The organism is Streptomyces sp. TLI_105, assembly GCF_900105415.1.
GTDB lineage: Bacteria > Actinomycetota > Actinomycetes > Streptomycetales > Streptomycetaceae > Streptomyces.
In genome coordinates this window covers 3,667,314-3,689,903 of record NZ_FNSM01000001.1, presented here as the reverse complement: position 1 = coordinate 3,689,903, position 22,590 = coordinate 3,667,314, and the positions used below count along the sequence as shown (strand labels likewise).

The following is a 22,590-nucleotide window of genomic DNA, read 5'->3' as shown; positions in this document are numbered from 1 at the left end:
CCCGGACGTCGGGCGGCCCCTTTCCCGTCCCCAGGAAGGAAGGAACGTCGTGGAGCTCAACACCCGTGCCGTGCATGTCGTCAACGAACCTTTCCAGAGCGGCAGTTGGCCGCTCTCCGTGCCCCTCGTCCAGTCCTCGGCCTTCGCCTTCGACTCCGCCGCCGAGCTCGCCGGGGCGATGGCCGACCCCGACGGCCGGTACGTCTACAGCCGCCGCGGCAACCCGACCGTCCGGGCCCTGGAGCAGACCCTCGCCGGCCTGGAGTCGGGGGAGGGGGCCATCGCCTTCGCCTCCGGCATGGGTGCCATCAGCGGGGTGCTGCTCGCCCTCCTGCGGCCCGGCGACCGGGTGGTCGCCCAGCGCTGCCTGTACGGGGGGACGCACGCGGTCCTGTCGGACCTGGCCGAGCGGTACGGGATCGAGGTCGTACGGATATCCGGCGACGACCCGGCCGAGCTGGAGGCCGCCGGCACCCACCCCGCCACCCGGCTCCTCGTCCTGGAGACGATCGCCAACCCCACCGGCCAGGTGCCGGACCTGCCCGGACTCCTCGCGGCGGCCCGCCGCCTCGGGGTGACGAGCCTGGTCGACAACTCGCTCGCCTCGCCCGTGCTGTGCCGCCCCCTGGAGCTCGGTGCCGACGTCGTCGTGCACTCCACCACCAAGTACCTCTCCGGGCACTCGGACGTCCTCGGCGGCGCCGCCGTCTTCGCGGACGACGGGCTGCGCCGCCGGGTGTGGCCCCGAACGGTCGAACTCGGTGCCTGCGCCGACCCGTTCGCTGCCTGGCTCACCCTGCGCGGGATCCCCACGCTGCCGCTGCGGATGCGCGAGCACTGCGCCAACGCCGCGGCCCTCGCCGAGCTCCTGGCGACCCGCGCCGGCGTCACGGCCGTCCACTACCCCTGGCGCGCCGGCCACCCCTCGTACGACACCGCCCGGAAGGTCCTCGCGGGCGGCGGCGGGCTGCTCTCCTTCGAGCTCGCCGGGGGCCGGGAGGCGGGCCGGGCCTTCATCGAGCGCGTACGGCTCGCGAAGCTCGCGCTCTCGCTCGGCGGCGTGGAGACGCTGGTGGCCCATCCGGCGTCCACCTCCCACCGCGAGCTGGACGCGGACGCCCTCGCGGCGGCGGGGATCGCTCCCGGGCTCGTGCGGATGTCCGTCGGCATCGAGGACGTCGAGGACCTCTGGGAGGACGTCGAACAAGCCCTCCGATGAGGGAGGTCGAGGCTTCTTTTGGGTTGACAAAATAAATGGTCGATTCGTAGATTGGATGTTGCCAGGAAACGTAGACTCCTAGGTCAAGGGGGGGCGCGCGATGCGCTACTTCGAGGACTTCCGGCCCGGCGACGTCCACGAGCTGGGCACCGTCACCGTCACGACGGAGGAGGTGCTGGAGTTCGGCAGGCGCTTCGATCCGCAGCCCTTCCACACGGACCCCGAGCTCGCGAAGGACTCCCCGTTCGGCGGTCTGATCGCCAGCGGGTTCCACACCCAGGCGATGTTCATGCGCCGCTACGTCGACGGACTGCTCGCCTACAGCGCCTGTACGGGCTCGCCCGGCATCGACGAGGTCCGCTACCTGCGGCCCGTCCGCCCGGGCGACGTCCTCACCGCGCGCGTCGAGATCCTCGGCGCGACCCCGTCGCCGTTCCATCCCGCCACCGGCACCGTCAAGCCGCGGTGCACGCTCGTGGCCGCCGACGGGACGGCCGTGTTCAGCATGATCCTGCACAGCATCTTCCGCCGGCGCCCCGCCGACGCCGAGGCCGGCCATCTGTCGTCGATGCCCGCGGCCGAGGACCCCGTCGCCTGCGTGCGACCGGCCAAGACCTGCGCCCCGGCCATGAGCGCCTGACGGACCGTCCTTCGTCGGGCCCCTGAACACGGCCGTCCGAACCACCAGACACCAACCGAAGGGGGACCTCCTGTGGAGGCCGTATCCCGCACCGCCCAGTGGACCGCCGCCGCGCGCGCCCTGGAGACCGAGCGCGAGGACCGGCTGTTCGCCGATCCCTACGCGCGCACCGTCGCCGACGAGATCGGCTTCGAACTGCTCGCGCGCTACGACGGGGGCGGCATCGTGCCGTTCCTCGCCATCCGCACCACCTACCTCGACCGGGCCATCGTGAAGGCGGTGGAGGAGCGCGGCATCCGGCAGGTCGTCTTCCTCGCCGCCGGCATGGACACCCGCTTCTTCCGGCTGCCCTGGCCCGACGGCGTCACCGTCTACGAGCTCGACCGCCCGGCCCTCCTGGAGGCCAAGGCCGAGATGCTCAAGGACGAGCCGCGGCCCGCCGGCCGCACCCGGGTCCCGATCCCGGTCGACCTCACCCAGGACTGGACCGGCCCCCTGAAGGAGGCCGGCTGGAAGAGCGAGGAGCCGGTCCTGTGGGTGGTCGAGGGCCTGCTGTTCTTCCTGCCCGAGCAGGCCGTGCGCACCCTCATCTCGACGCTCTCCGCGCACGCCGCGCCCGGCTCCGTGCTGCTCGGCGACGTCATCTCGAAGTCCGCCCTGGAGAACCCGCTGGCCCGCACCTTCATGAGCGCGCTCAAGGAGGACGGCAACCCGTGGCTCTTCGGCACCGAGGAGCCCGAGGCGCTGCTCGCCGACTGCGGCTGGGCCGTGCGCGAGGTCAAGCAGCCCGGTGAGGAGGGCGCCGCCTTCGACCGCTGGCCCTACCCGGTGCCGGCCCGCTCCGTGCCGCGCGTCCCCCGTTCCTTCCTCTTCACGTGCGATCTCCCGAGCTACCAGGAGGAGCAGGCCGCATGAGCGCCCACGACTTCCACCAGCGGGTCATCACCGACGCGGGCGCGGCCGTCCGCGGACTGACCGTCGCCCTCGGCGAGCGCCTCGGCCTCTACAAGGCCCTCGCCGAGCACGGCCCCCTCACCGCCGAGCAGCTCGCCGGGCGGACGGGCACGAACGAGCGGTACATCGAGGAGTGGCTGCACGCCCAGCTCTCCGCCGGGTACGTCGAGCGGCACCCCAGCTCCCTCACGTACACGCTCCCCGCCGACCACGTCGAGGTCCTCGCCGACCCGAAGGCCGTCACCTACGCCGCCGGCTTCTTCACCGCCCTCAAGGCGCTGTACGCCACCGAGGACCTGCTCGTCGAGGCGTACCGCACCGGGGACGGCGTCGGCTGGGCCGAGCACGACGCGGCCCTCGACACCGGCATGGGCTCCTTCTTCCAGCCCACGTACGAGCACAAGCTCGTCCCGGACTGGCTGCCGTCCCTCCACCAGGTCACGGAGAAGCTGAGGAACGGCGGCACCGTCGCCGACGTCGGCTGCGGCGTCGGGCACACCACCCTCCTCATCGCGAAGGCCTTCCCGAACGCCACCGTCCACGGCTTCGACTACTCCGAGGAGGCCATCTCGATCGCGCGGGAGCTCGCCGAGGAGGCCGGTCTGTCCGACCGGGTCGTCTTCGAGGTCGCCTCCGCCGACGACTACCCCGGCTCCGGCTACGACCTGGTGTGCTTCTTCAACGCCCTGCACGACATGGGCGACCCGGTGGCCGCCGCCCAGCACGTCCACAAGTCGCTCGACGCGGACGGCACCTGGATGCTCGTCGAGTCCAACGTCTCCCCGCAGGACATCGACACCCAGACCCCCGCCGCCCGCATGTTCATGGCCCTGTCCGCCGTGATGTGCCTGCCGGTCGCGGTCGCGCAGCGCGGCCCGCACGCCCTCGGCAACCACTCCGGCGAGAAGGCCTTCCGGGCCATCGCCGAGGAGGCCGGCTTCACCCGCTGGCGGCGCGCCACCGAGACGCCGGTCAACGCGGTCTACGAAGTCCGCCCGTAACCCCACTCCGAAGGAGCGAGATCATGGGCGTCGCCGCCCCCCTGCCCGTCACCGACCGGTTCATGGAGGTCCTGGAGCGGCTCAGCGAGCGCTCGGTCGAGGACTACTACAACCCGTACCAGACCTTCCAGTGGCCCGAGACCCTGGAAGAGAATCGTTTCTGGATGACTCCGGAGCTGCTCACCGTCTACGGCACCGAGCACTACGACACCCTCGGCGAGGAAACGCTTCAGCGCCTGTCGAAGTGGGAGTCCATCAACTTCTACAGCCTCAACGTGCACGGCATCCGCGAGCTCCTCATCGAGGTCGTCGGCCGCATCCACATGCCCGGCTTCGAGGTCCCCTCGGACTTCTTCCACCACTTCATCGGCGAGGAGAACGAACACATGTGGTTCTTCTCCGAGTTCTGCCGGCGCTACGGGCACAAGATCTACGGCTCCACCGCCATGCGCGCCGACGCCGCCTGGGAGCCCGAGGTCGAGAACTTCCTCGTCTTCACCCGCATCCTCTTCTTCGAGGAGCTCGTCGACCACTACAACTCCCGGATGGCGAAGGACGACTCCCTCTGCCACACCATCCGCGAGGTCAACCGCATCCACCACCAGGACGAGTCCCGCCACATCGCCTTCGGGCGCGAGCTGGTCTCCCTGCTGTACCAGCGGATGTGCCAGGCCGTGAGCGCCGACCGGGTCCGCGAGGTCGAGGCGTACCTCAAGCGGTACGTCGTCTACAGCACCAACTCCCTCTACAACCCGCACGTCTACCGCGACGCCGGCATCGCCGACCCGCTGGCCCTGCGCAACGCGCTGGTCGCCGACGAGCGCCGCCGCCCCCACGAGCGCAAGGCGATCCGCAAGCCGCTCGCCTTCTTCCTGAAGACCGGGATCTTCTCCGACGACACCCTGCCCGTCGTCTGAGTCCCCCAGGAACCTCCCCACCGAGAGGTGCACCGACCATGACCGTGACGACCCCCGAGACCGTCGGGGAGACCAGGGGCCTGCCCTCGCTCGGCCCGGAGGGGACCCGCCTGCTGCGGCTCCTCGACGACACCTTCGAGGGCTGGGGGGTGGCCGCGGGCGCCCGCCCGATGACCATGCCCCCGCTCCTGCCCGCCGCCGACCTGGCGAAGCTCGACTACTACGACAACTTCCCCCACCAGGCCGTCGTCGCCACCCCGCTCGACCTGGAGCGCCGCGCGACCACGCCCTTCGACACCACCGCCGGTCGCTTCCCGAGCGAGGCACTCGAACCCGCCGCGCTCGGCCTGCCCTCGGCGTCCTGTTACGCCGTCTACCTCGACCACCAGGGCACCCGGGTCGCGGACGACACCCTCGTCACCATCTGCTCCTGGTGCTTCCGCAAGGAGACCCACTACGAGGGCATGCGGCGCCAGCTCGGCTTCCGCATGCGGGAGATCGTCGCGATCGGCTCGCGCGAGCACGCCGAGACGCACCTGGCGGACTTCACCACCCGCATCCAGGCCTTCGCGGCGGCGCTCGACCTGCCGCTGCGCAAGGAGGCCGCCTGCGACCCCTTCTTCGACAAGGGCAGCTCCAAGGCGGTCCTCCAGCGGCTCACCCCGGTGAAGTACGAGTTCCTGTACGAGGACCTGGCGATCGCCTCGGTCAACACGCACCGGAACTTCTTCGGCGACCGCTGCGGCATCACCCTCGCGTCGACCGGCGGACCGGCCTTCACCAGCTGCGTCGCCTTCGGCCTGGAGCGCTGGCTGTCCGCGCTGACCCGGCGCCACGGCAGCTGGGAGTCCGCCACCCGGGCGGTGCTCGACGCCTCCCGCCAGGTGTCGGCCGGTGCGAGCGGCGCGGCCGGGCCGGTGATCTGACGTGCCGGCCCGTCCCGCCGCCCCGCCGGCGGGCGGCCTGGGGTGGGCGAACCTCGGCATGGACATCGTGTCCGTCAACCGTGTCCGCAGGCTCCTCGCCCAGTACGGGGAGCGGTTCTTCGAGCGGATGCTCACCCCCGGCGAGCTCGCCGACTGCCGTACGTCCTCCGGGCTCGACGTCCTGAGCCTGTGCGGGCGGATCGCGGCGAAGGAAGCGGCGTTCAAGACCTTACGGGTCAGAGGCAGGTTCCTGCCGTGGCCGGACATCGTCGTGCGGCGCTCCGAGGGCGGCTGGCCGCTCGTGGAGCTGCACCGGGCGGCCGCCGAGATGGCCGCGGAGTCCGGCATCACCGAGATCACCGTGTCCATCAGCCACGACGTGGACTACGCGGTCGCGGTCGCGGCACCGATCATCGCCCCCACCCCCCACGTATCCAGCATCCCCAACGAGCAGTAGCGAAAAGGAGAGCAACCATGGCCGACGGCCTGCAGACGGTGAAGAACTGGATCCTCGAGCGTCACCCCGAGCGCGACGACATCGCGTCCGACCTGGACCTGATCGAGAACCGGCTCATCGACTCGCTGTCCTTCGTCGAGTTCGTCTTCCTCCTGGAGCAGGAGAGCGGCACCGCCATCCAGATGGAGACCCTGGAGGTCGACTCCATCCGCACCCTCGGCGCCATCGAGCAGCACTTCTTCAAGACTCCGGCGGAGGCCCAGGCATGAGCCGCCGCCTCTTCACCACGGAGTCCGTGACCGAGGGCCACCCCGACAAGATCGCCGACCGGATCAGCGACACCATCCTCGACGCGCTGCTCGCCGAGGACCCGTCCTCGCGCGTGGCGGTCGAGACCCTGATCACCACCGGCCAGGTCCACATCGCCGGCGAGGTCACCACCTCCGCGTACGCGCCGATAGCCCAGCTGGTGCGCGACGCCGTCCTCGACATCGGCTACGACTCCTCCGCGAAGGGCTTCGACGGCGCCTCCTGCGGCGTGTCGGTGTCCATCGGCGCCCAGTCGCCGGACATCGCGCAGGGCGTCGACACGGCCCACGAGGCCCGTGTCGAGGGCGCGGAGGACGAGCTCGCCTCCCAGGGCGCCGGCGACCAGGGCCTGATGTTCGGCTACGCCTGCGACGACACGGCCGAGCTGATGCCGCTGCCGATCGCCCTCGCCCACCGCCTCTCCCGGCGGCTCACCGAGGTCCGCAAGGACGGCACCGTGCCCTACCTGCGGCCGGACGGCAAGACGCAGGTCACCATCGAGTACGACGGCGACCGTCCGGTCCGCCTCGACACGGTCGTCGTCTCCTCGCAGCACGCCGCCGACATCTCCGTCGAGGGCCTGCTCACCCCGGACGTCCGCGAGTACGTCGTCGAGCACGTCCTCAAGCAGCTCGTCGAGGAGGGCGTCAGCCTGGAGTCCGACGGCTACCGGCTCCTGGTCAACCCGACCGGGCGCTTCGAGGTCGGCGGCCCGATGGGCGACGCCGGCCTCACCGGCCGGAAGATCATCATCGACACGTACGGCGGCATGGCCCGGCACGGTGGCGGCGCCTTCTCCGGCAAGGACCCGTCCAAGGTCGACCGCTCGGCGGCGTACGCCATGCGCTGGGTCGCGAAGAACGTCGTCGCGGCCGGTCTGGCGAAGCGCTGCGAGGTGCAGGTCGCGTACGCGATCGGCAAGGCCGAGCCGGTCGGCCTCTTCGTGGAGACCTTCGGGACGGGCGCGCTCCCGGACGAGAGGATCCAGGAGGCGGTCAGCGAGGTCTTCGACCTGCGGCCGGCGGCGATCATCCGCGACCTGGACCTCAAGCGGCCGATCTACGCGGCGACGGCGGCGTACGGCCACTTCGGCCGCGAGCTCCCCGAGTTCACCTGGGAGCGCACGGACCGGGTGGAGGCCCTGAAGAAGGCAGCGCTCGCGCCGCAGGAGCGCGGCGGCGTCGAAAGGGAGAGCGCGCGGAGGGCGCGAGGAACGAGTGACCGAGCACGGTCGACCGTCGACGCCGACTTGAGCGCTCCGGAGGCGCGAAAAGGGGAAGGGGTCTGACCCATGCGCATCGCTGTCACGGGATCCATCGCGACCGACCATCTGATGACCTTCCCCGGCTGGTTCAGCGAGCAGCTGCTCGCCGACCGGCTCGACCGGGTCTCCCTGTCGTTCCTCGCCGACAACCTGGAGGTCAGGCGCGGCGGAGTGGCAGCGAACATCGCCTTCGGACTCGGCGTCCTCGGCCTGCGGCCCGCCCTCGTGGGCGCGGTCGGCGCCGACTTCGAGCCGTACCGGGTCTGGCTGAAGGACCACGGGGTGGACACCGACTCGGTGCGCGTCAGCGAGTCGCTCCACACCGCCCGCTTCGTCTGTACCACCGACCGGGCCCAGAACCAGATCGCCACCTTCTACGCGGGGGCGATGGCCGAGGCGCGCGAGATCGACCTCCGCGAGGTCGTCGCGCGCACCGGCCGCCTGGAGCTGGTCCTGGTCTCCCCGGACGACCCCGAGGCCATGCTCCGGCACACCCGCACCTGCCGTGACCTGGGGATCCCCTTCGCCGCCGATCCGTCGCAGCAGCTGGCGCGGCTCGACGGGGGAGAGGTGCGGGAGCTGGTGGACGGGGCCCGGTTCCTGTTCACCAACGAGTACGAGACGGCGCTCCTCCTGGAGAAGTCCGGCTGGTCCGAGGCGGAGGTGCTGGCCCGCGTCGGCACCTGGGTCACCACCCACGGCGAGGCCGGCGTCCGCATCCGCGGCGAGGGCCGGGACCCCTTGGCGGTGCCGGCCGTGGAGGTCCCGGCGGTCGTCGACCCGACCGGCGTCGGCGACGCCTTCCGGGCCGGGTTCCTCGCGGGGACGCTGTGGGGCGTGCCCGAGCGGTGCGCGGCGCAGCTGGGCTGCGCGGTCGCGGCGACCGTCCTGGACTACGTGGGGACGCAGGAGTACCGGCTGCACCGGGACTCCCTTCTGGACCGGATCAGGACGACGTACGGCGTCGGCTGCACGGCGACGCTCGTCACCCATCTGAGGGGGCTCACATGACCGGAGCACGGCCGTCGCTGCGGGAGGAGTTCGCGACGCGGGTCGTCGTCGCCGACGGCGCGATGGGCACCATGCTCCAGGCCGCCGACCCGTCGATGGACGACTTCCGGCAGCTGGAGGGCTGCAACGAGATCCTCAACCTCACCCGCCCCGACATCGTCGCCTCCGTCCACGACGCCTACTTCTCGGTCGGCGTGGACTGCGTCGAGACCAACACCTTCGGGGCGAACCTGGCCGCGCTCGCCGAGTACGGCATCGAGGACCAGGTGTACGAGCTGTCGGAGGCCGGCGCCCGCATCGCCCGCGCCTCCGCCGACGCGCACACGGCCGCCGACGGCCGCCCCCGCTGGGTCCTCGGCTCCATGGGACCCGGTACGAAGCTGCCGACCCTGGGCCACGTCACGTACGAGCCGCTCCGGGACGCATTCCAGCAGAACGCGGAGGGCCTGATCCGCGGCGGCGCCGACGCCCTGCTCATCGAGACCTCGCAGGACCTGCTCCAGACGAAGGCGGCCGTCATCGGCGCCCGCCGGGCCCTGGACTGGGTCGGCGTGGACCTGCCCGTGATCGTGCAGGTCACGGTGGAGACGACGGGCACGATGCTGCTCGGCTCGGAGATCGGCGCGGCGCTGACCGCCCTGGAGCCGCTCGGCATCGACATGATCGGCCTGAACTGCGCCACGGGCCCGGTGGAGATGGCCGAGCACCTGCGGCACCTCTCCCGGCACGCCCGTGTCCCGATCTCGGTCATGCCGAACGCGGGCCTGCCGGTCCTCACCAAGGACGGCGCGCACTACCCCTTGTCGCCGGCCGAACTGGCCGATGCCCAGGAGCAGTTCGTGCGGGAGTACGGACCGGCCCTGGTCGGCGGCTGCTGCGGGACGACCCCGGAGCACCTGCGGGAGGTCGTGGCGCGGGTGCGCGGCGCGGCCGTGCTCGACCGGCAGCCGGCGGCGGAGCCGGGCGCGTCCTCGCTGTACAGCCATGTGCCGTTCCGGCAGGACACCTCGTACCTGGCGATCGGTGAGCGGACCAACGCCAACGGGTCGAAGAAGTTCCGTGAGGCGATGCTGGAGGGCCGCTGGGACGACTGCGTGGAGATGGCCCGGGACCAGATCCGCGAGGGCGCGCACATGCTCGACCTGTGCGTGGACTACGTGGGCCGTGACGGCGTGGCGGACATGCAGGAGCTGGCGGGCCGGTTCGCGACCGCGTCGACGCTGCCGATCGTGCTGGACTCCACCGAGGTGGACGTCCTGCGGGCCGGTCTGGAGAAGCTCGGCGGCCGGGCCGTCATCAACTCGGTCAACTACGAGGACGGCGACGGACCCGAGTCCCGCTTCGCCAAGGTCACCCGACTGGCCCAGGAGCACGGCGCGGCGCTGATGGCGCTGACGATCGACGAGGAGGGCCAGGCCAGGACGGCCGAGGCGAAGGTCGCGATCGCCGAGCGGCTCATCGGGGACCTCACGGAGAACTGGGGGATCAGGGAGTCGGACGTCCTCATCGACACCCTGACCTTCACCATCTGCACGGGCCAGGAGGAGTCGCGCAAGGACGGCATCGCCACCATCGAGGCGATCCGTGAGCTGAAGCGCCGCCATCCGGACGTCCAGACCACGCTGGGTCTGTCGAACATCTCCTTCGGCCTCAACCCGGCCGCCCGGATCGTGCTGAACTCGGTCTTCCTCGACGAGTGCGTGAAGGCGGGCCTGGACTCGGCGATCGTCCACGCGTCGAAGATCCTGCCCATCGCCCGCCTGGAGCCGGAGCAGGTGGAGGTCGCGCTCGACCTCGTGTACGACCGGCGGCGGGACGGCTACGACCCGCTCCAGCGTTTCCTTGAGATGTTCGAGGGCGCCACGGCGAAGTCCCTCAAGGCCGGCAAGACGGAGGAGCTCCTCGCCCTGCCGCTGGAGGAGCGGCTCAAGCGGCGGATCGTCGACGGCGAGAAGAACGGCCTGGAGGCGGACCTGGATTCCGCCCTGTCCGAACGCCCGGCCCTGGAGATCGTCAACGACGTGCTGCTCGACGGCATGAAGACGGTCGGTGAGCTGTTCGGCTCCGGCCAGATGCAGCTGCCGTTCGTGCTCCAGTCCGCCGAGGTCATGAAGACGGCGGTGGCCTATCTGGAGCCGCACATGGAGAAGTCCGACGCCGAGGGCAAGGGCACGATCGTCCTGGCCACGGTCCGCGGCGACGTCCACGACATCGGCAAGAACCTCGTCGACATCATCCTGTCCAACAACGGCTACAACGTCGTCAACATCGGCATCAAGCAGCCGGTCTCCGCGATCCTGGAGGCGGCAGAAGAGCACGCGGCGGACGTCATCGGCATGTCGGGCCTGTTGGTGAAGTCCACGGTCATCATGAAGGAGAACCTGGAGGAGCTGAACGGCCGGGGACTCGCGTCCCGCTTTCCCGTGATCCTCGGCGGCGCCGCCCTCACCCGCGCCTACGTCGAACAGGACCTCCACGAGATCTACGAGGGCGAGGTCCGCTACGCCCGCGACGCCTTCGAGGGCCTGCGCCTCATGGACGCCCTCATGGGCGTCAAGCGCGGCGTCCCCGGAGCCGTACTGCCCCCGCTCAAGCAGCGCCGCGTGGCCCGGCAGCCGGTGGTGGAGGTCCGGGAGCCCGAGCCGGCCGGCCGCTCCGACGTCGCCGCCGACAACCCCGTACCCGAACCCCCCTTCCTCGGGACGAAGGTCACCACCGGCATCCCCCTCGCCGCGTACGCCCCCTGGCTCGACGAGACCGCCCTCTTCAAGGGCCAGTGGGGACTGAAGGACACCGCGACCATCGAGACGGAAGGCCGGCCGCGCCTGCGCGCCCTCCTCGACCGGATCGAACGCGAGGGCCTGGTCGAAGCGGCCGTCGTCCACGGCTGGTTCCCCTGTGTGTCCAAGGGCGACGACCTGATCGTCCTGGACGAGGACGGAGGCGAGCGGACCCGCTTCTCCTTCCCCCGCCAGCAGCGGGGCCGCCGCCTCTGCCTGGCCGACTTCCACCGCGCCGAGGACTCCGGCGAGGTGGACGCGGTCGCCTTCCAGGTCGTCACCGTCGGATCCAGGATCGGGGAGGAGACGGCCCGGCTCTTCGCCGCCGACGCCTACCGCGACTACCTCGAACTCCACGGCCTCTCCGTGCAGCTCGCCGAGGCCCTCGCCGAGTACTGGCACGCCCGGGTGCGCGCCGACTGGGGCATCGGCCACGCCGACCCCACCGGCCTGGCGGGCATGCTGCGCACCGAGTACCAGGGCTGCCGCTACTCCCTGGGCTACCCGGCCTGCCCCGACCTGGAGGACCGGGCGAAGATCGCCGCGCTGCTCCGGCCGGAGCGGATCGGGGTCGTGCTGTCGGAGGAGTACCAGCTGCACCCCGAGCAGTCGACGGACGCGATCGTCGTCCACCACCCGGAGGCGAGCTACTTCAACGCGGGAGGCCGCAGGTGATCCCGACGTACTCCTTCGAGTTCTTCCCGCCGAAGACCGACAAGGGCGAGCAGACCCTCTGGGACGCGATCCGGCGCGTGGAGGCGCTGAAGCCCGACTTCGTCTCCGTGACGTACGGCGCGGGCGGCTCGTCCCGGGACCGGACCATCGACGTCACGAAGCGGATCGTGACGGAGACGACGCTCCGGCCCGTCGCCCATCTGACGGCCGTCGGGCACTCGGTCGCCGAGCTGCGGGCCATCATCGGCGCCTACGCGGACGCCGGCGTCCGGGACGTCCTCGTCCTGCGCGGCGACCCGCCGGGCGATCCGCGCGGCGCGTGGACCCCGCATCCGCAGGGCTTCACGTACGCGTACGAACTCGTGGAACTGGTCCGCTCCCTGGGCGAGTTCAGGATCGGCGTGGCGGCCTTCCCGGAAGGCCACCCCCGCTCCGACGGCTCGGCCGCCGACCTCGCGCACTTCGTCGCCAAGTGCCGGGCGGGCGCCGACTACGCCATCACGCAGATGTTCTTCGACCCCGAGGACTACCTGCGGCTCCGGGACCGGGTCGCCGCCGCCGGCTGCGACACCCCGATCATCCCGGAGATCATGCCGGCCACCGACGTGCGCCAGATCCGCCGCTTCGCCGAGCTGTCGGACGCGGCCTTCCCCGAGGACCTGGCGCACCGCCTGGAGGCGGCGAAGGACGATCCGGCCGCCGCGTACCGCATCGGCGTCGAGCACGCCACGCGGATGGGCCTGCGGCTGCTCGACGAGGGCGCGCCGGGCCTGCACTACATCACGCTCAACAAGTCGACGGCGGCCCTGGAAATCCACCGAACCATCCTCAGCACAAGGAGAGTTGCAGCACATGTCTGATTTCTCTGACTACAAGGTCGCCGACATCGGTCTCGCGGAGTTCGGCCGCAAGGAGATCACCCTCGCCGAGCACGAGATGCCGGGTCTGATGTCGATCCGCCGCGAGTACGCGGACGCTCGGCCGCTGGCCGGTGCCCGGATCACCGGCTCGCTCCACATGACGGTCCAGACCGCCGTCCTCATCGAGACCCTCGTGGCGCTCGGCGCCGAGGTCCGCTGGGTGTCCTGCAACATCTACTCGACGCAGGACCACGCGGCCGCCGCGATCGCCGCCGCCGGCGTCCCGGTCTTCGCCTGGAAGGGCGAGACCCTGGAGGAGTACTGGTGGTGCACCGAGCAGGCCCTGACCTGGCCCGGTGCGGACGGCCCCAACATGATCCTGGACGACGGCGGTGACGCGACGCTGCTCGTCCACAAGGGTGTGGAGTACCAGAAGACGGGTGTCCTGCCGGAGGCCTCGAACGAGGAGTTGGCGGTCGTACGCGCCCTCCTTGAGAAGACCACCCTGGACTGGACGGCGATGGCCGCCGGCATCCGCGGCGTGACGGAGGAGACGACGACGGGCGTCCACCGCCTGTACGAGATGCACCGCGAGGGCGCGCTCCTCTTCCCCGCGATCAACGTGAACGACGCCGTGACGAAGTCGAAGTTCGACAACAAGTACGGCTGCCGGCACTCCCTCATCGACGGCATCAACCGCGCCACCGACGTCCTCATCGGCGGCAAGACCGCCGTCGTCTGCGGCTACGGCGACGTCGGCAAGGGCTCCGCCGAGTCCCTCCGTGGCCAGGGCGCCCGCGTCATCGTCACCGAGATCGACCCGATCTGCGCGCTCCAGGCGGCGATGGACGGCTACCAGGTGGCCACCCTGGACGACGTGGTGGAGACGGCCGACATCTTCATCACCACCACCGGCAACAAGGACATCATCATGGCCGCCGACATCGCCCGGATGAAGCACCAGGCCATCGTCGGGAACATCGGCCACTTCGACAACGAGATCGACATGGCGGGCCTCGCGCGGATCCCCGGGATCGTGAAGGACGAGGTCAAGCCGCAGGTCCACACGTGGACGTTCCCCGACGGCAAGGTCGTCATCGTCCTCTCCGAGGGCCGGCTCCTCAACCTCGGCAACGCGACCGGCCACCCGTCCTTCGTGATGTCGAACTCCTTCGCCGACCAGACGCTGGCGCAGATCGAGCTCTTCACCAAGACGGAGGAGTACCCGACGGGCGTCTACGTGCTGCCGAAGCACCTCGACGAGAAGGTGGCCCGCCTGCACCTGGACGCGCTCGGCGTCCGCCTGACGACCCTCCGGCCCGAGCAGGCGTCGTACATCGGGGTCCCGGTGGAGGGCCCGTACAAGCCGGACCACTACCGCTACTGAGCCCGGCATGTGTACCGAACGTGACCCCTGGCTCCCGGACCGGCTCCTCCGCACCGAACGGGACCTGCTGATGCCGATCCTCCGGCGCACACCCGAGGAGGCGTACGAGCTCCGCACCGCGTGTCCCGGCTGGACCGCCCGGCAGGTCCTCGCCCACTGCGGGGCGGCGCTCGTCCGCATCGTCGAGGACCGCCTCGAAGAAGGCGTCTTCCTGCCGGAGGCCAACGCCTGCGACGTCGCCGAACGCGAGGACTGGCCCGTCGGCCGCGTCCTCGACGAACTCGAACGCGGCCTGACGGAGGCGGGCCCCGTCATCGCGGGCCGCGAGGACGGCCGGCTCGACGCGGTCGCCCTCGGCGAGTGGATCCACGCCGGAGACGTACGGGAGGCCTTCGGCGAGCCCGGCGCGTACTGCGGCGCGGCGCTCGACCTCGCCCTCCCGCTGCTCTCGGTGACGAGCCGCCGCCGGGAGACCCCGCGCCTGATCGGCGAGCTGACGGGCCGGGACGACGACGGCCCGGTGTCCCTCGGCAACGAGATCGAGGGGCGGCCGGCGGCGCGGTTCCGGGGGGACGCGGCGACGCTGATCCGGATCTACTCGGGGCGACCGCTGGTCCGCACGCGGTACGCCCTGACGGGCGCGACAGAACAAGAACTCCTCATCTACCGCTGACCCACGCCCCGCGACCCCCGTGCGGGGCCCTCGCCCCGCAGGGCGGTGCCCCCGCCCCCGCCCGTGTGGGCGCGCGCCCGCGGGGCGGTGCCCTTCCCGCCGCCCCGCCCGTGTGGGCAATCGTCCCGCTGGGGCGAGGGGGGTCCCCCCTGCTCGAGCGAAGCCGAGAGCTTGGGGGAGGGTGGGCACACGGGACGGCGCCCTTAGCGGCGCCTCCGCGTTCCGCGCCTGGACCCGCACCACGCGTGCGCCGCGCAAAGGGGTGCGGGTTCAGGCGCGGGAGCCTAGGCCCGGCAAGGGCGCCGTTCCGTTGTGCCCACCCTCCCCCAAGCTCTCGGCTTCGCTCGAGCAGGGACCCCCCTCGCCCCAGCGGAACGATTGCCCACAACGGGGGTGGGCGGGGCACCGCCCCGGCGGAGCGACTGCCTACAAACAGGGGCCCCGAGGGCGTGGGGTTCGTTGACGAAGGGAACAAGGATGTCCACGCTCGACCGGCTCCTCCGTACCACCGCCACCACGCGGCCCGACACCCCCGCCGCAACCTTCGGCGAAGAAGCGCTCACGTTCCAAGAGCTGCACGACACCGCCGCCGCCCTCGCCACCCACCTCCGCGCCCTCGGCGTCGCCGCGGACGCCCGCGTGGGCGTGTACGTCGAGCCGTCGCTCGACCTGATGACCGGCGTCTGGGGCGTGGTCCTGTCCGGCGGCGCGTACGTGCCGCTCTCGCCCGAGTACCCCGAGGAGCGCCTGCGCTACATGATCGAGGACAGCGGTTCCCGGGTCGTCGTGACCCAGGACCGTTTCCGGGACCGGGTCAGGGAGCTGGCTCCGCCGGGGACGGAGGTCGTCGTCATCGGGGACGTACCGACCGCGCCGGCCGCCCCCGCACCCCCCGTCGCCCCGCACGACCTCGCGTACGTCATCTACACCTCCGGCTCCACCGGCAGGCCCAAGGGCGTCATGGTCGAGCACCGTTCGATCGTGTCCCAGATGCGCTGGATGGCGACGGAGCACCGCCTCGGCCCGGACGCCGTCGTCCTCCAGAAGACGCCGATGAGCTTCGACGCCGCGCAGTGGGAGATCCTCGCCCCGGCGGTCGGCGCCCGGGTCGCGGTCGGCCCGCCGGGCGTGTACCGGGACCCGGAGGGGCTGGTCGACGCGGTCCGGGCGTCGGGGGCGACCATGCTCCAGGGCGTGCCGACGCTCCTCCAGGCCCTCGTCGACACCGAGCGGCTCGCCACCTGCACCAGCCTCCGCCGCGTCTGTTCGGGCGGCGAGATCCTCTCCAGGAACCTCGCCGCGCAGCTCCTCGCCGAGCTGCCGGCAACGGAGCTGGTCAATCTCTACGGCCCCACCGAGTGCACGATCAACGCCTCCTCGCAGACGGTGGACCGGGCGACGCTCGCGGACGCCCCGGCGGCGATACCGATCGGCAGACCGGCCCACGGGACGACGTTCCACATACGTGACGGGGAGCTGTGCATCGGCGGGGTCCAGGTGGCGCGGGGGTATCTGGACCGGCCCGAGCTGACGGCGGAACGCTTCCTCGTCACGGACACCGGCGAACGCCTCTACCGGACCGGCGACCTGGCCCACTGGAACGAGGACGGCACGGTCCAGTTCGCGGGCCGGGCGGACAACCAGATCAAGCTGCGCGGCTTCCGCGTCGAGCTGGACGAGATCGCGCTCGCCATCGAGGACCACGACTGGGTCAAGAACGCGGCGGTCATCGTGAAGGACGAGCCCCGGACCGGCTTCCAGAACCTCGTCGCCTGCGTGGAGCTGTCGCCGAAGGAGGCGGCCCTGATGGACCAGGGCAACCACGGCGCCCACCACCAGTCCAAGGAGTCGAAGCTCCAGGTCAAGGCCCAGCTCTCCAACGCCGGCACCCGTGCGGACGCCGAGCTCGCGGGCTGCCCGGTGGTCCAGCTGCCGGGCGGGACGCCGACGGAGCGGATGCGGCGCACGGTCTTCGCCCGCAAGACGTACCGCTTCTACGAGGGCGGCGAGGTGACCCGGGCCGACGTCCTCGCGGCCCTGGCCCGCCGCCCGGAGGGCGTCGGCTCGCGGCCGGTCGGCAGCCTGACGGCGGCCGACCTCGGGGAACTGCTGCGCTGGTTCGGCCAGTTCACGAGCGAGGAGCGGCTCCTCCCGAAGTACGGCTACGCCTCGCCGGGCGCGCTGTACGCGACGCAGCTGTCCGTGGAGGCGCGCGGGATCGCGGGCCTGGACCCGGGCACGTACTACTACCACCCGGTTCGCCACCGCCTGTACCTGACGGAGCCGCTCCCGGCCGCCGGAGAACCGTCCCTGCGGCTCTCCTTCCGGGGCGAGCGGTCCGCGATCGAACCGGTCTACCGGAACAACATCCAGGAGGTCCTGGAGATCGAGGCCGGCCACATGGTGGGCCTCTTCGAGGAGGTCCTGCCCGGGTACGGCCTGGACGTCAGGGCGTGCGGGGACGGGTGCTGGAAGGTCGTCCCGTACGACGAGGGGGCGAGGACGGACCCGGAGGTGGACGTCTACGTCCAGGCGCACGGCACCCGGATCCCGGACCTCCCGGAGGCCCAGTACGCCTACGAGAACGGCGCACTGACCCCCGTCTCGGCCTCCCTCGTCGAGAAGAGGCACGTCATCGCGATCAACCAGGCGGTGTACGAGCGGGCCTCGCTCGGCGTCACCGTCGTCAGCCGGACGGCGGACACGGATCGCGCGTACGTCGACCTAGGGCGCGCGCTCCAGCGCCTCCAACTCGGCTGCCACGGGCTCGGGTTCATGTCCTCGGGCTACAGCTCCAAGTCCGGCCACCCGCTGCCGGCGGCCCGCCGCGTGGACGAGATCCTGACGGCGGCGGGACGGGGGACCGGCCCCTCGTACTTCTTCGTCGGCGGCCGGGTGAGCGAGGAGCAGCGGCTGAGCGAGGGGATGTACGAGGACACGGTCCACATGAAGGGCCCGGCGGAGATGATCCGCGACGACCTCGTGCACCACCTGCCGGACTACATGATCCCGAACCGGGTCGTGGTCCTGGACCGGCTGCCCCTGTCGGCGAACGGCAAGGTGGACACGAAGGCGCTCGCCGACCTCGCCGTGGTCAACGCGGGCCTGCACGGCCGTCCGCACGTCCCGCCCCGTACGCGGACGGAGGGCAGGCTCGCGGAGGTCTGGGCGGCGGCCCTGAAGTACGAGGACGTGGAGGCGGTCTCGGTCCTGGACGACTTCTTCGAGTCCGGCGGGAACTCGCTGATCGCGGTCGCGCTGGTGACGCGGATCAACCGCGAGTTCGGCGCGGGACTCCCGCTCCAGATCCTCTTCGAGCACCCGACGATCGAGAAGCTCGCACACCGGCTGGACGGCGCCGCCGCCACCCCCGCCTCCCGTCTCGTACGGCTCCACGCGGCCGGCGCGCAGTCGCCCGTGTACTGCTGGCCGGGGCTCGGCGGCTACACGATGAACCTGCGGCACCTGGCCGAGGAGGTCGGCGTCGACCGGCCCTTCTACGGGGTGCAGGCGCACGGCGTCAACCGGGGCGAGGAGCCGTACGCCACGATCCGCGAGATGGCCGCCGCCGACGTGGCCGCGATCCGCCGCCGCCAGCCCACCGGCCCGTACACCCTGTGGGGCTACTCCTTCGGCGCCCGCGTGGCCTTCGAGTCGGCGCACCTCCTGGAGGCGGCGGGGGAGCAGGTGGAGCACCTCTTCCTGATCGCCCCGGGCTCCCCGAAGGTCCGCTCCTCGGAGACGGGCGGCGCGACGTACGACAACCCGGCGTTCGTGACGATCCTGTACTCGGTCTTCGCGGGCGTGATCGACACGGGTGTGCGGGCCGGTGACCGGCGGAGCTTCGTGGCGCGCGTCGCGGAGGACTTCCCGGCCCTGGACCCGGAGCTCGTCGACCGGATCGTCGCGATCGTCGAGGAGACCTTCGAGTTCACGTACACCTTCCGGGAGCTGACGGAGCGGCGGGTGGACTGCCCGGTGACGCTCTTCAAGGCGGAGGGCGACGACTACTCGTTCCTGGAGAACGCCACGGGCTGGTCCACCCGCCCGCCGACGGTCGTGGAGCTCGACGCGGACCACTACAGCCTGCTCCGGCAGCCCGACCTGACGGAGCTCGTCAAGAAGATCCGCTACCGCCTGGGGCTGTAGGGGTCTCCCCCGGGGCGGGGGGTTTCGAGTGGAGGATGGCCCGGGCCTGTTCGGCGGCCCGGGCCGTGCTCTCGGAGACGAAGTCGAGGAAGCGGGCGACGTTCTCCAGGCGGTGGCCGGCCGGGGTGCCGGAGCCGAGGACGGTGACGCCCTGCCGGGCGGTGTCGACGATCTGCGCGATGGACCGGGCGGAGGCCGTCATCGCCTGGTACCAGACGTCGTCGTCGACGGTGTAGCGCTCGCGGCGGCGGTCGTCGCGCTCCCGCCGGACGAGGCCCTGTTCGTCGAGGAACGCGACCGCCTTGGAGATGGACGCCGGGCTGACCCGGAGGCGCTCGGCGAGCTCGGACGCGGTGAGGCTGCCCGTGTCGGCGAGCGTCAGGCTCGCCATGACACGGGCCATCATCTTGGGCATGCCCGAGCCCATCATGACGGTCGTGAACGTCTCCTCGTACGCGCGCACGGCCTCGGCGTCGCGCCCGTGTTCCTGCGGGGAGGCCGCCGTTCCCCGGGGCGAGGCCGGCTTGCGGCGGTGGGCGCGCTGCTCGGTGGCGCGGTGGGCGAGGTCGGCGCGGTATCCGGTGGGGCCGCCGTTGCGCATGACCTCGCGGGTGACGGTCGAGGTCGGGCGGTCGAGGCGCCGGGCGATCTCCGCGTACGCGAGGCCGTCGGCGAGTCCCAGCGCGATCTGCTGACGTTCGGGCTGGGTGAGTCTGCCTCCCGGCATCGCGGTCTCCTTCGTCGTCCGTGGGGTCGTCAGCATAGCGTTCACGCGCAATCCATTGCAACGAACCGAGTGAGGATCGTTGCATTAGACGCCAGACCATTGCAATGAAATCCTATAACTGACCTGTGATGATGGCGTTTTCGCGCAACGAAGTGCTTGCCGAGTCATCGAACGCAACGTAGCTTTTCCTTCATCGGAAACGGCGCGGCGCACCAGCGCCCGCTACATACGAAGGAGCAGCACCATGCAGAAGTTCGACACCACCGCCCCGATCACCGCCGTCCTCGCCGTCCCCGCCGGCCGCATCCGGCTCATCGCCGCCGACCGGACCGACGCCACCGTCGAGGTCCTGCCCGCCGACCCCTCCAAGAGCCGCGACGTGAAGACGGCCGAGCGCACCGAAGTCGCCTACGCCGACGGGGTCCTGCGCATCGAGGTCCCCAAGTCGAAGAACGGCGTCCTCGGCACCACCGGCTCCATCGAGGTCACGGTCCAGCTGCCCGCCGGCTCCCGCGTCGAGGCCGAGGCGGCCGCCACCGAGCTGCGCGGCGTCGGACGGCTCGGCGACGTCGCCTTCGAGGGCGCGTACGGCCAGATCAAGATCGACGAGGCCGCGAGCCTCCGACTCACCGCCGCCGACGGCGACATCGAGGTCGGCCGACTGACCGGCTCCGCCGAGATCAGCACCGCCCGGGGCGACATCCGCATCGCCGAGGCGGGGAACGGCACGGTCACCCTGAGCACCCAGAAGGGCGACATCACGGTCGGCGCCGCCACCGGCGTCTCCGCCTCCCTGGACGCCGGCACCGCCTACGGCCGCGTCGCCAACTCCCTCCGCAACGACGGCGCTCCCGGCCTGAACATCAAGGCCACCACGGCGTACGGCGACATCACCGCCCGCAGCCTCTGACCGTGCGCGGCCCTCAAGGGGCGACCGCCACGACCACTCCGGGACCCTGCGCCGCCTGCGATACGCAGGCGGCGCAGTGCGTCTCGTCGCCGACCGGCCGGAAGAGGGTCGTCTGGGTGTGGGCGCCGGCGCACTCCCGAGCACCTTGGAGCCACGGCGAAAGCCGGTTGCCGGGTGCGGGTGCGGGTACGGGTGTGGGCGGGGGCAGTTCCCGTGGCGGCACGTCCCGCAGGAGGTAGCGGACGAGGCCTCCGGGGCGGTGTACGGGCGTTCCGTCGGCAGGCAGGCCGTGCCGGATGTGTTCGTGGACCTTGGTGGGGGTGTGTCCGGCGTCGAGCCAGCGGGCGGCGAGGCGGGCGAGTTCGTCGCGCATGCCGGGTGGGATGTGCCGCAGGGCGGGGGAGAGGAGGGGCAGGGCGCCGATGAGGGCGCGGGCCTCTTCCAGCCGGGGCGACTCCTCCACGGTCTTGGGGGGAAGGTTGGAGGTGTCTTCCCCTGGTTCCTTCTTTGGATGACCGTCGGTCAGCGGGGGCATCGGCTCACCGACGGCCGGTTTCCGGGGAGTCGGTGCGACCTGCGGAGACGCGACGGGTGTCCTGGCGAGGAGCTTGGCGGCCTGGTCGGCGGTCAACGGGTGGCTGGAGACGAGCTGTTGGGTGGCCCACCGTCCTCCGGCGATCTGCACGCGCCGCTCGTGCACGAACCCTTCTTCCTTCAGCTGTCGCTTGGCGCGGGTGAAGGCGCATGCCCCGATCCGGGCACGTTCGGCGGTGCGGGAGAGTGACTCGCGGGCGCCGTCGGGGAGGGAGAGCTGCCAGGTCAGAAGGCGGACGGCGTCGGAGCCGAGCCGGGGGTGCCGGATGATGTCGTGCGAGAACTGGGTGAAGGCGCGCGAGGGCGCGTTAAAGTGCCGGTAGATCACGGTGGAGTCGCTTTCCACGAGTGGTTCAGGCCCTCGCCGACAGCTGCGAACTGTCGACGGGGGCCGTTTTGCGCGAACATACCGTACGGAGCGTGTCCACTCCGACACGCGCAGTCGACAACCCTCGTGCGGGTGACATGCGCTCCGGGCCCGCAGGGGCTTGCACCTGAGAGCGAACGCCCTTGGATCCGGCCCGTGTTGGGAGGAGGGTGGGGGGACGCATCCCGGATACCGGAGGTCGGTCATGAGCGCCGAGCACACGAACACCCTGTACGAGGCCGTGGGCGGCGCCGACGCGCTGCGCCGGCTCTCCGAGACGTTCTACGAGGGGGTCCTGGCCGACCCCCTCCTCGCCCCCGTCTTCGCCGACTTCACCGCCGCCCACGTGGAGCACGTGGCCGTGTGGCTGGCGGAGGTCTTCTCGGGACCGGCCGATTTCACGGCGGAGCTCGGCGGCCACCAGGCCCTGCTCCGCGCCCACCTCGGGCTCGGCATCACGGAGGAACAGCGGCTGCGCTGGATGGAGCTGATGACGGCGGCCGTGGAGAAGGAACTGCCGGACGACGCCCTGCTGCGCCGCCGGGTGATGGAGTACTTCGACTGGGGCACCCGGATCGCCAAGGACGTCTCGGCCTCGGCCCCGGGCACCGACCTCGGCACCCCCGGCCCCACTCCGCGCTGGGGCTGGGACGGCCTGGCCTGACCCGCTCGCCAGTCGGCCCCGCTTGCCGGGGCTCGCGATCGCCGCGGCTGTCGAGCGGGAGCTGCGGGGCCAGGTGCTGGACGAGTACCTGGCGGACTACGAGCGC

Annotated in this window: 19 protein-coding genes; 17 read left to right on the top strand and 2 right to left on the bottom strand. The window is 71.5% G+C overall.

Going from position 1 to position 22,590, the window contains the following annotated elements:
• The first annotated feature begins 49 nt into the window (after positions 1-49).
• From BLW86_RS16790 to BLW86_RS16720, 15 genes are all read left to right on the top strand, one after another.
• Positions 50-1,219 carry a trans-sulfuration enzyme family protein gene (locus tag BLW86_RS16790; protein WP_256341339.1) on the top strand — a complete coding sequence of 390 codons (1,170 nt, stop codon included), beginning with the start codon at positions 50-52 and terminating at the stop codon, positions 1,217-1,219.
• A 100-nt stretch (positions 1,220-1,319) separates the two neighbouring features.
• A complete protein-coding gene (locus BLW86_RS16785; RefSeq protein ID WP_093874793.1) occupies positions 1,320-1,859 on the top strand; it encodes a MaoC family dehydratase in 540 nt (179 codons plus the stop codon).
• A gap of 72 nt (positions 1,860-1,931) precedes the next feature.
• Positions 1,932-2,774, top strand: coding sequence for a class I SAM-dependent methyltransferase (locus BLW86_RS16780; protein WP_093874792.1), 843 nt, complete (start codon positions 1,932-1,934; stop codon positions 2,772-2,774).
• On the top strand, positions 2,771-3,814 hold the full coding sequence (locus BLW86_RS16775; RefSeq protein ID WP_093874791.1) for a class I SAM-dependent methyltransferase: 1,044 nt from the start codon (positions 2,771-2,773) through the stop codon (positions 3,812-3,814). Before BLW86_RS16780 ends, BLW86_RS16775 begins: the two co-directional genes overlap by 4 nt.
• Positions 3,815-3,837: 23 nt before the next feature.
• Positions 3,838-4,731, top strand: coding sequence for a diiron oxygenase (locus BLW86_RS16770; protein ID WP_093874790.1), 894 nt, complete (start codon positions 3,838-3,840; stop codon positions 4,729-4,731).
• Between the two features lie 38 nt (positions 4,732-4,769).
• Entirely contained in the window at positions 4,770-5,657 is an 888-nt protein-coding gene (locus tag BLW86_RS16765; protein WP_093874789.1) for a class-II aminoacyl-tRNA synthetase family protein, read from the top strand.
• 1 nt (position 5,658) lies between these two features.
• A complete protein-coding gene (gene acpS / locus BLW86_RS16760; protein ID WP_093874788.1) occupies positions 5,659-6,114 on the top strand; it encodes a holo-ACP synthase in 456 nt (151 codons plus the stop codon).
• Positions 6,115-6,131: 17 nt separating this feature from the next.
• Positions 6,132-6,383 (top strand): phosphopantetheine-binding protein, encoded by a 252-nt coding sequence (locus tag BLW86_RS16755; protein WP_093874787.1) that lies wholly within the window; start codon positions 6,132-6,134, stop codon positions 6,381-6,383.
• On the top strand, positions 6,380-7,711 hold the full coding sequence (gene metK, locus BLW86_RS16750) for a methionine adenosyltransferase (protein WP_305632159.1): 1,332 nt from the start codon (positions 6,380-6,382) through the stop codon (positions 7,709-7,711). Before BLW86_RS16755 ends, metK begins: the two co-directional genes overlap by 4 nt.
• Before the next feature lie 3 nt (positions 7,712-7,714).
• A complete protein-coding gene (locus BLW86_RS16745) occupies positions 7,715-8,698 on the top strand; it encodes a carbohydrate kinase family protein (protein WP_093874786.1) in 984 nt (327 codons plus the stop codon).
• Positions 8,695-12,153, top strand: coding sequence for a methionine synthase (gene metH, locus BLW86_RS16740; protein ID WP_093874785.1), 3,459 nt, complete (start codon positions 8,695-8,697; stop codon positions 12,151-12,153). Before BLW86_RS16745 ends, metH begins: the two co-directional genes overlap by 4 nt.
• On the top strand, positions 12,153-13,013 hold the full coding sequence (gene metF, locus BLW86_RS16735) for a methylenetetrahydrofolate reductase [NAD(P)H] (RefSeq protein WP_093878701.1): 861 nt from the start codon (positions 12,153-12,155) through the stop codon (positions 13,011-13,013). Before metH ends, metF begins: the two co-directional genes overlap by 1 nt.
• Entirely contained in the window at positions 13,006-14,400 is a 1,395-nt protein-coding gene (ahcY, locus tag BLW86_RS16730; RefSeq protein ID WP_177181676.1) for an adenosylhomocysteinase, read from the top strand. Before metF ends, ahcY begins: the two co-directional genes overlap by 8 nt.
• A 7-nt stretch (positions 14,401-14,407) precedes the next feature.
• A complete protein-coding gene (locus BLW86_RS16725; protein ID WP_093874783.1) occupies positions 14,408-15,073 on the top strand; it encodes a maleylpyruvate isomerase family mycothiol-dependent enzyme in 666 nt (221 codons plus the stop codon).
• A 477-nt stretch (positions 15,074-15,550) separates the two neighbouring features.
• Positions 15,551-19,222 (top strand): non-ribosomal peptide synthetase family protein, encoded by a 3,672-nt coding sequence (locus BLW86_RS16720; RefSeq protein ID WP_093874782.1) that lies wholly within the window; start codon positions 15,551-15,553, stop codon positions 19,220-19,222.
• Here BLW86_RS16720 and BLW86_RS16715 read toward each other — a convergent pair.
• Positions 19,191-19,949: a GbsR/MarR family transcriptional regulator gene (locus tag BLW86_RS16715; RefSeq protein ID WP_093878700.1), complete on the bottom strand. Its 759-nt coding sequence runs from the start codon at positions 19,947-19,949 to the stop codon at positions 19,191-19,193. The genes BLW86_RS16720 and BLW86_RS16715 overlap by 32 nt on opposite strands.
• Before the next feature lie 244 nt (positions 19,950-20,193).
• Between BLW86_RS16715 and BLW86_RS16710 the strand changes: the two genes are divergently transcribed.
• Positions 20,194-20,859, top strand: a complete 666-nt coding sequence (locus tag BLW86_RS16710; protein ID WP_093874781.1) for a DUF4097 family beta strand repeat-containing protein — start codon at positions 20,194-20,196, stop codon at positions 20,857-20,859.
• A 13-nt stretch (positions 20,860-20,872) separates the two neighbouring features.
• On the opposite strand, the gene BLW86_RS16705 is transcribed toward BLW86_RS16710, so the two are convergent.
• Entirely contained in the window at positions 20,873-21,799 is a 927-nt protein-coding gene (locus tag BLW86_RS16705) for a hypothetical protein (protein ID WP_256341338.1), read from the bottom strand.
• A gap of 226 nt (positions 21,800-22,025) precedes the next feature.
• Here BLW86_RS16705 and BLW86_RS16700 point away from each other — a divergent pair, with 226 nt between their 5' ends.
• The gene (locus BLW86_RS16700; RefSeq protein ID WP_093874780.1) at positions 22,026-22,484 is read left to right on the top strand and encodes a group II truncated hemoglobin; all 459 of its coding nucleotides are present in this window, start codon (positions 22,026-22,028) and stop codon (positions 22,482-22,484) included.
• The last annotated feature ends 106 nt before the right edge of the window (positions 22,485-22,590 follow it).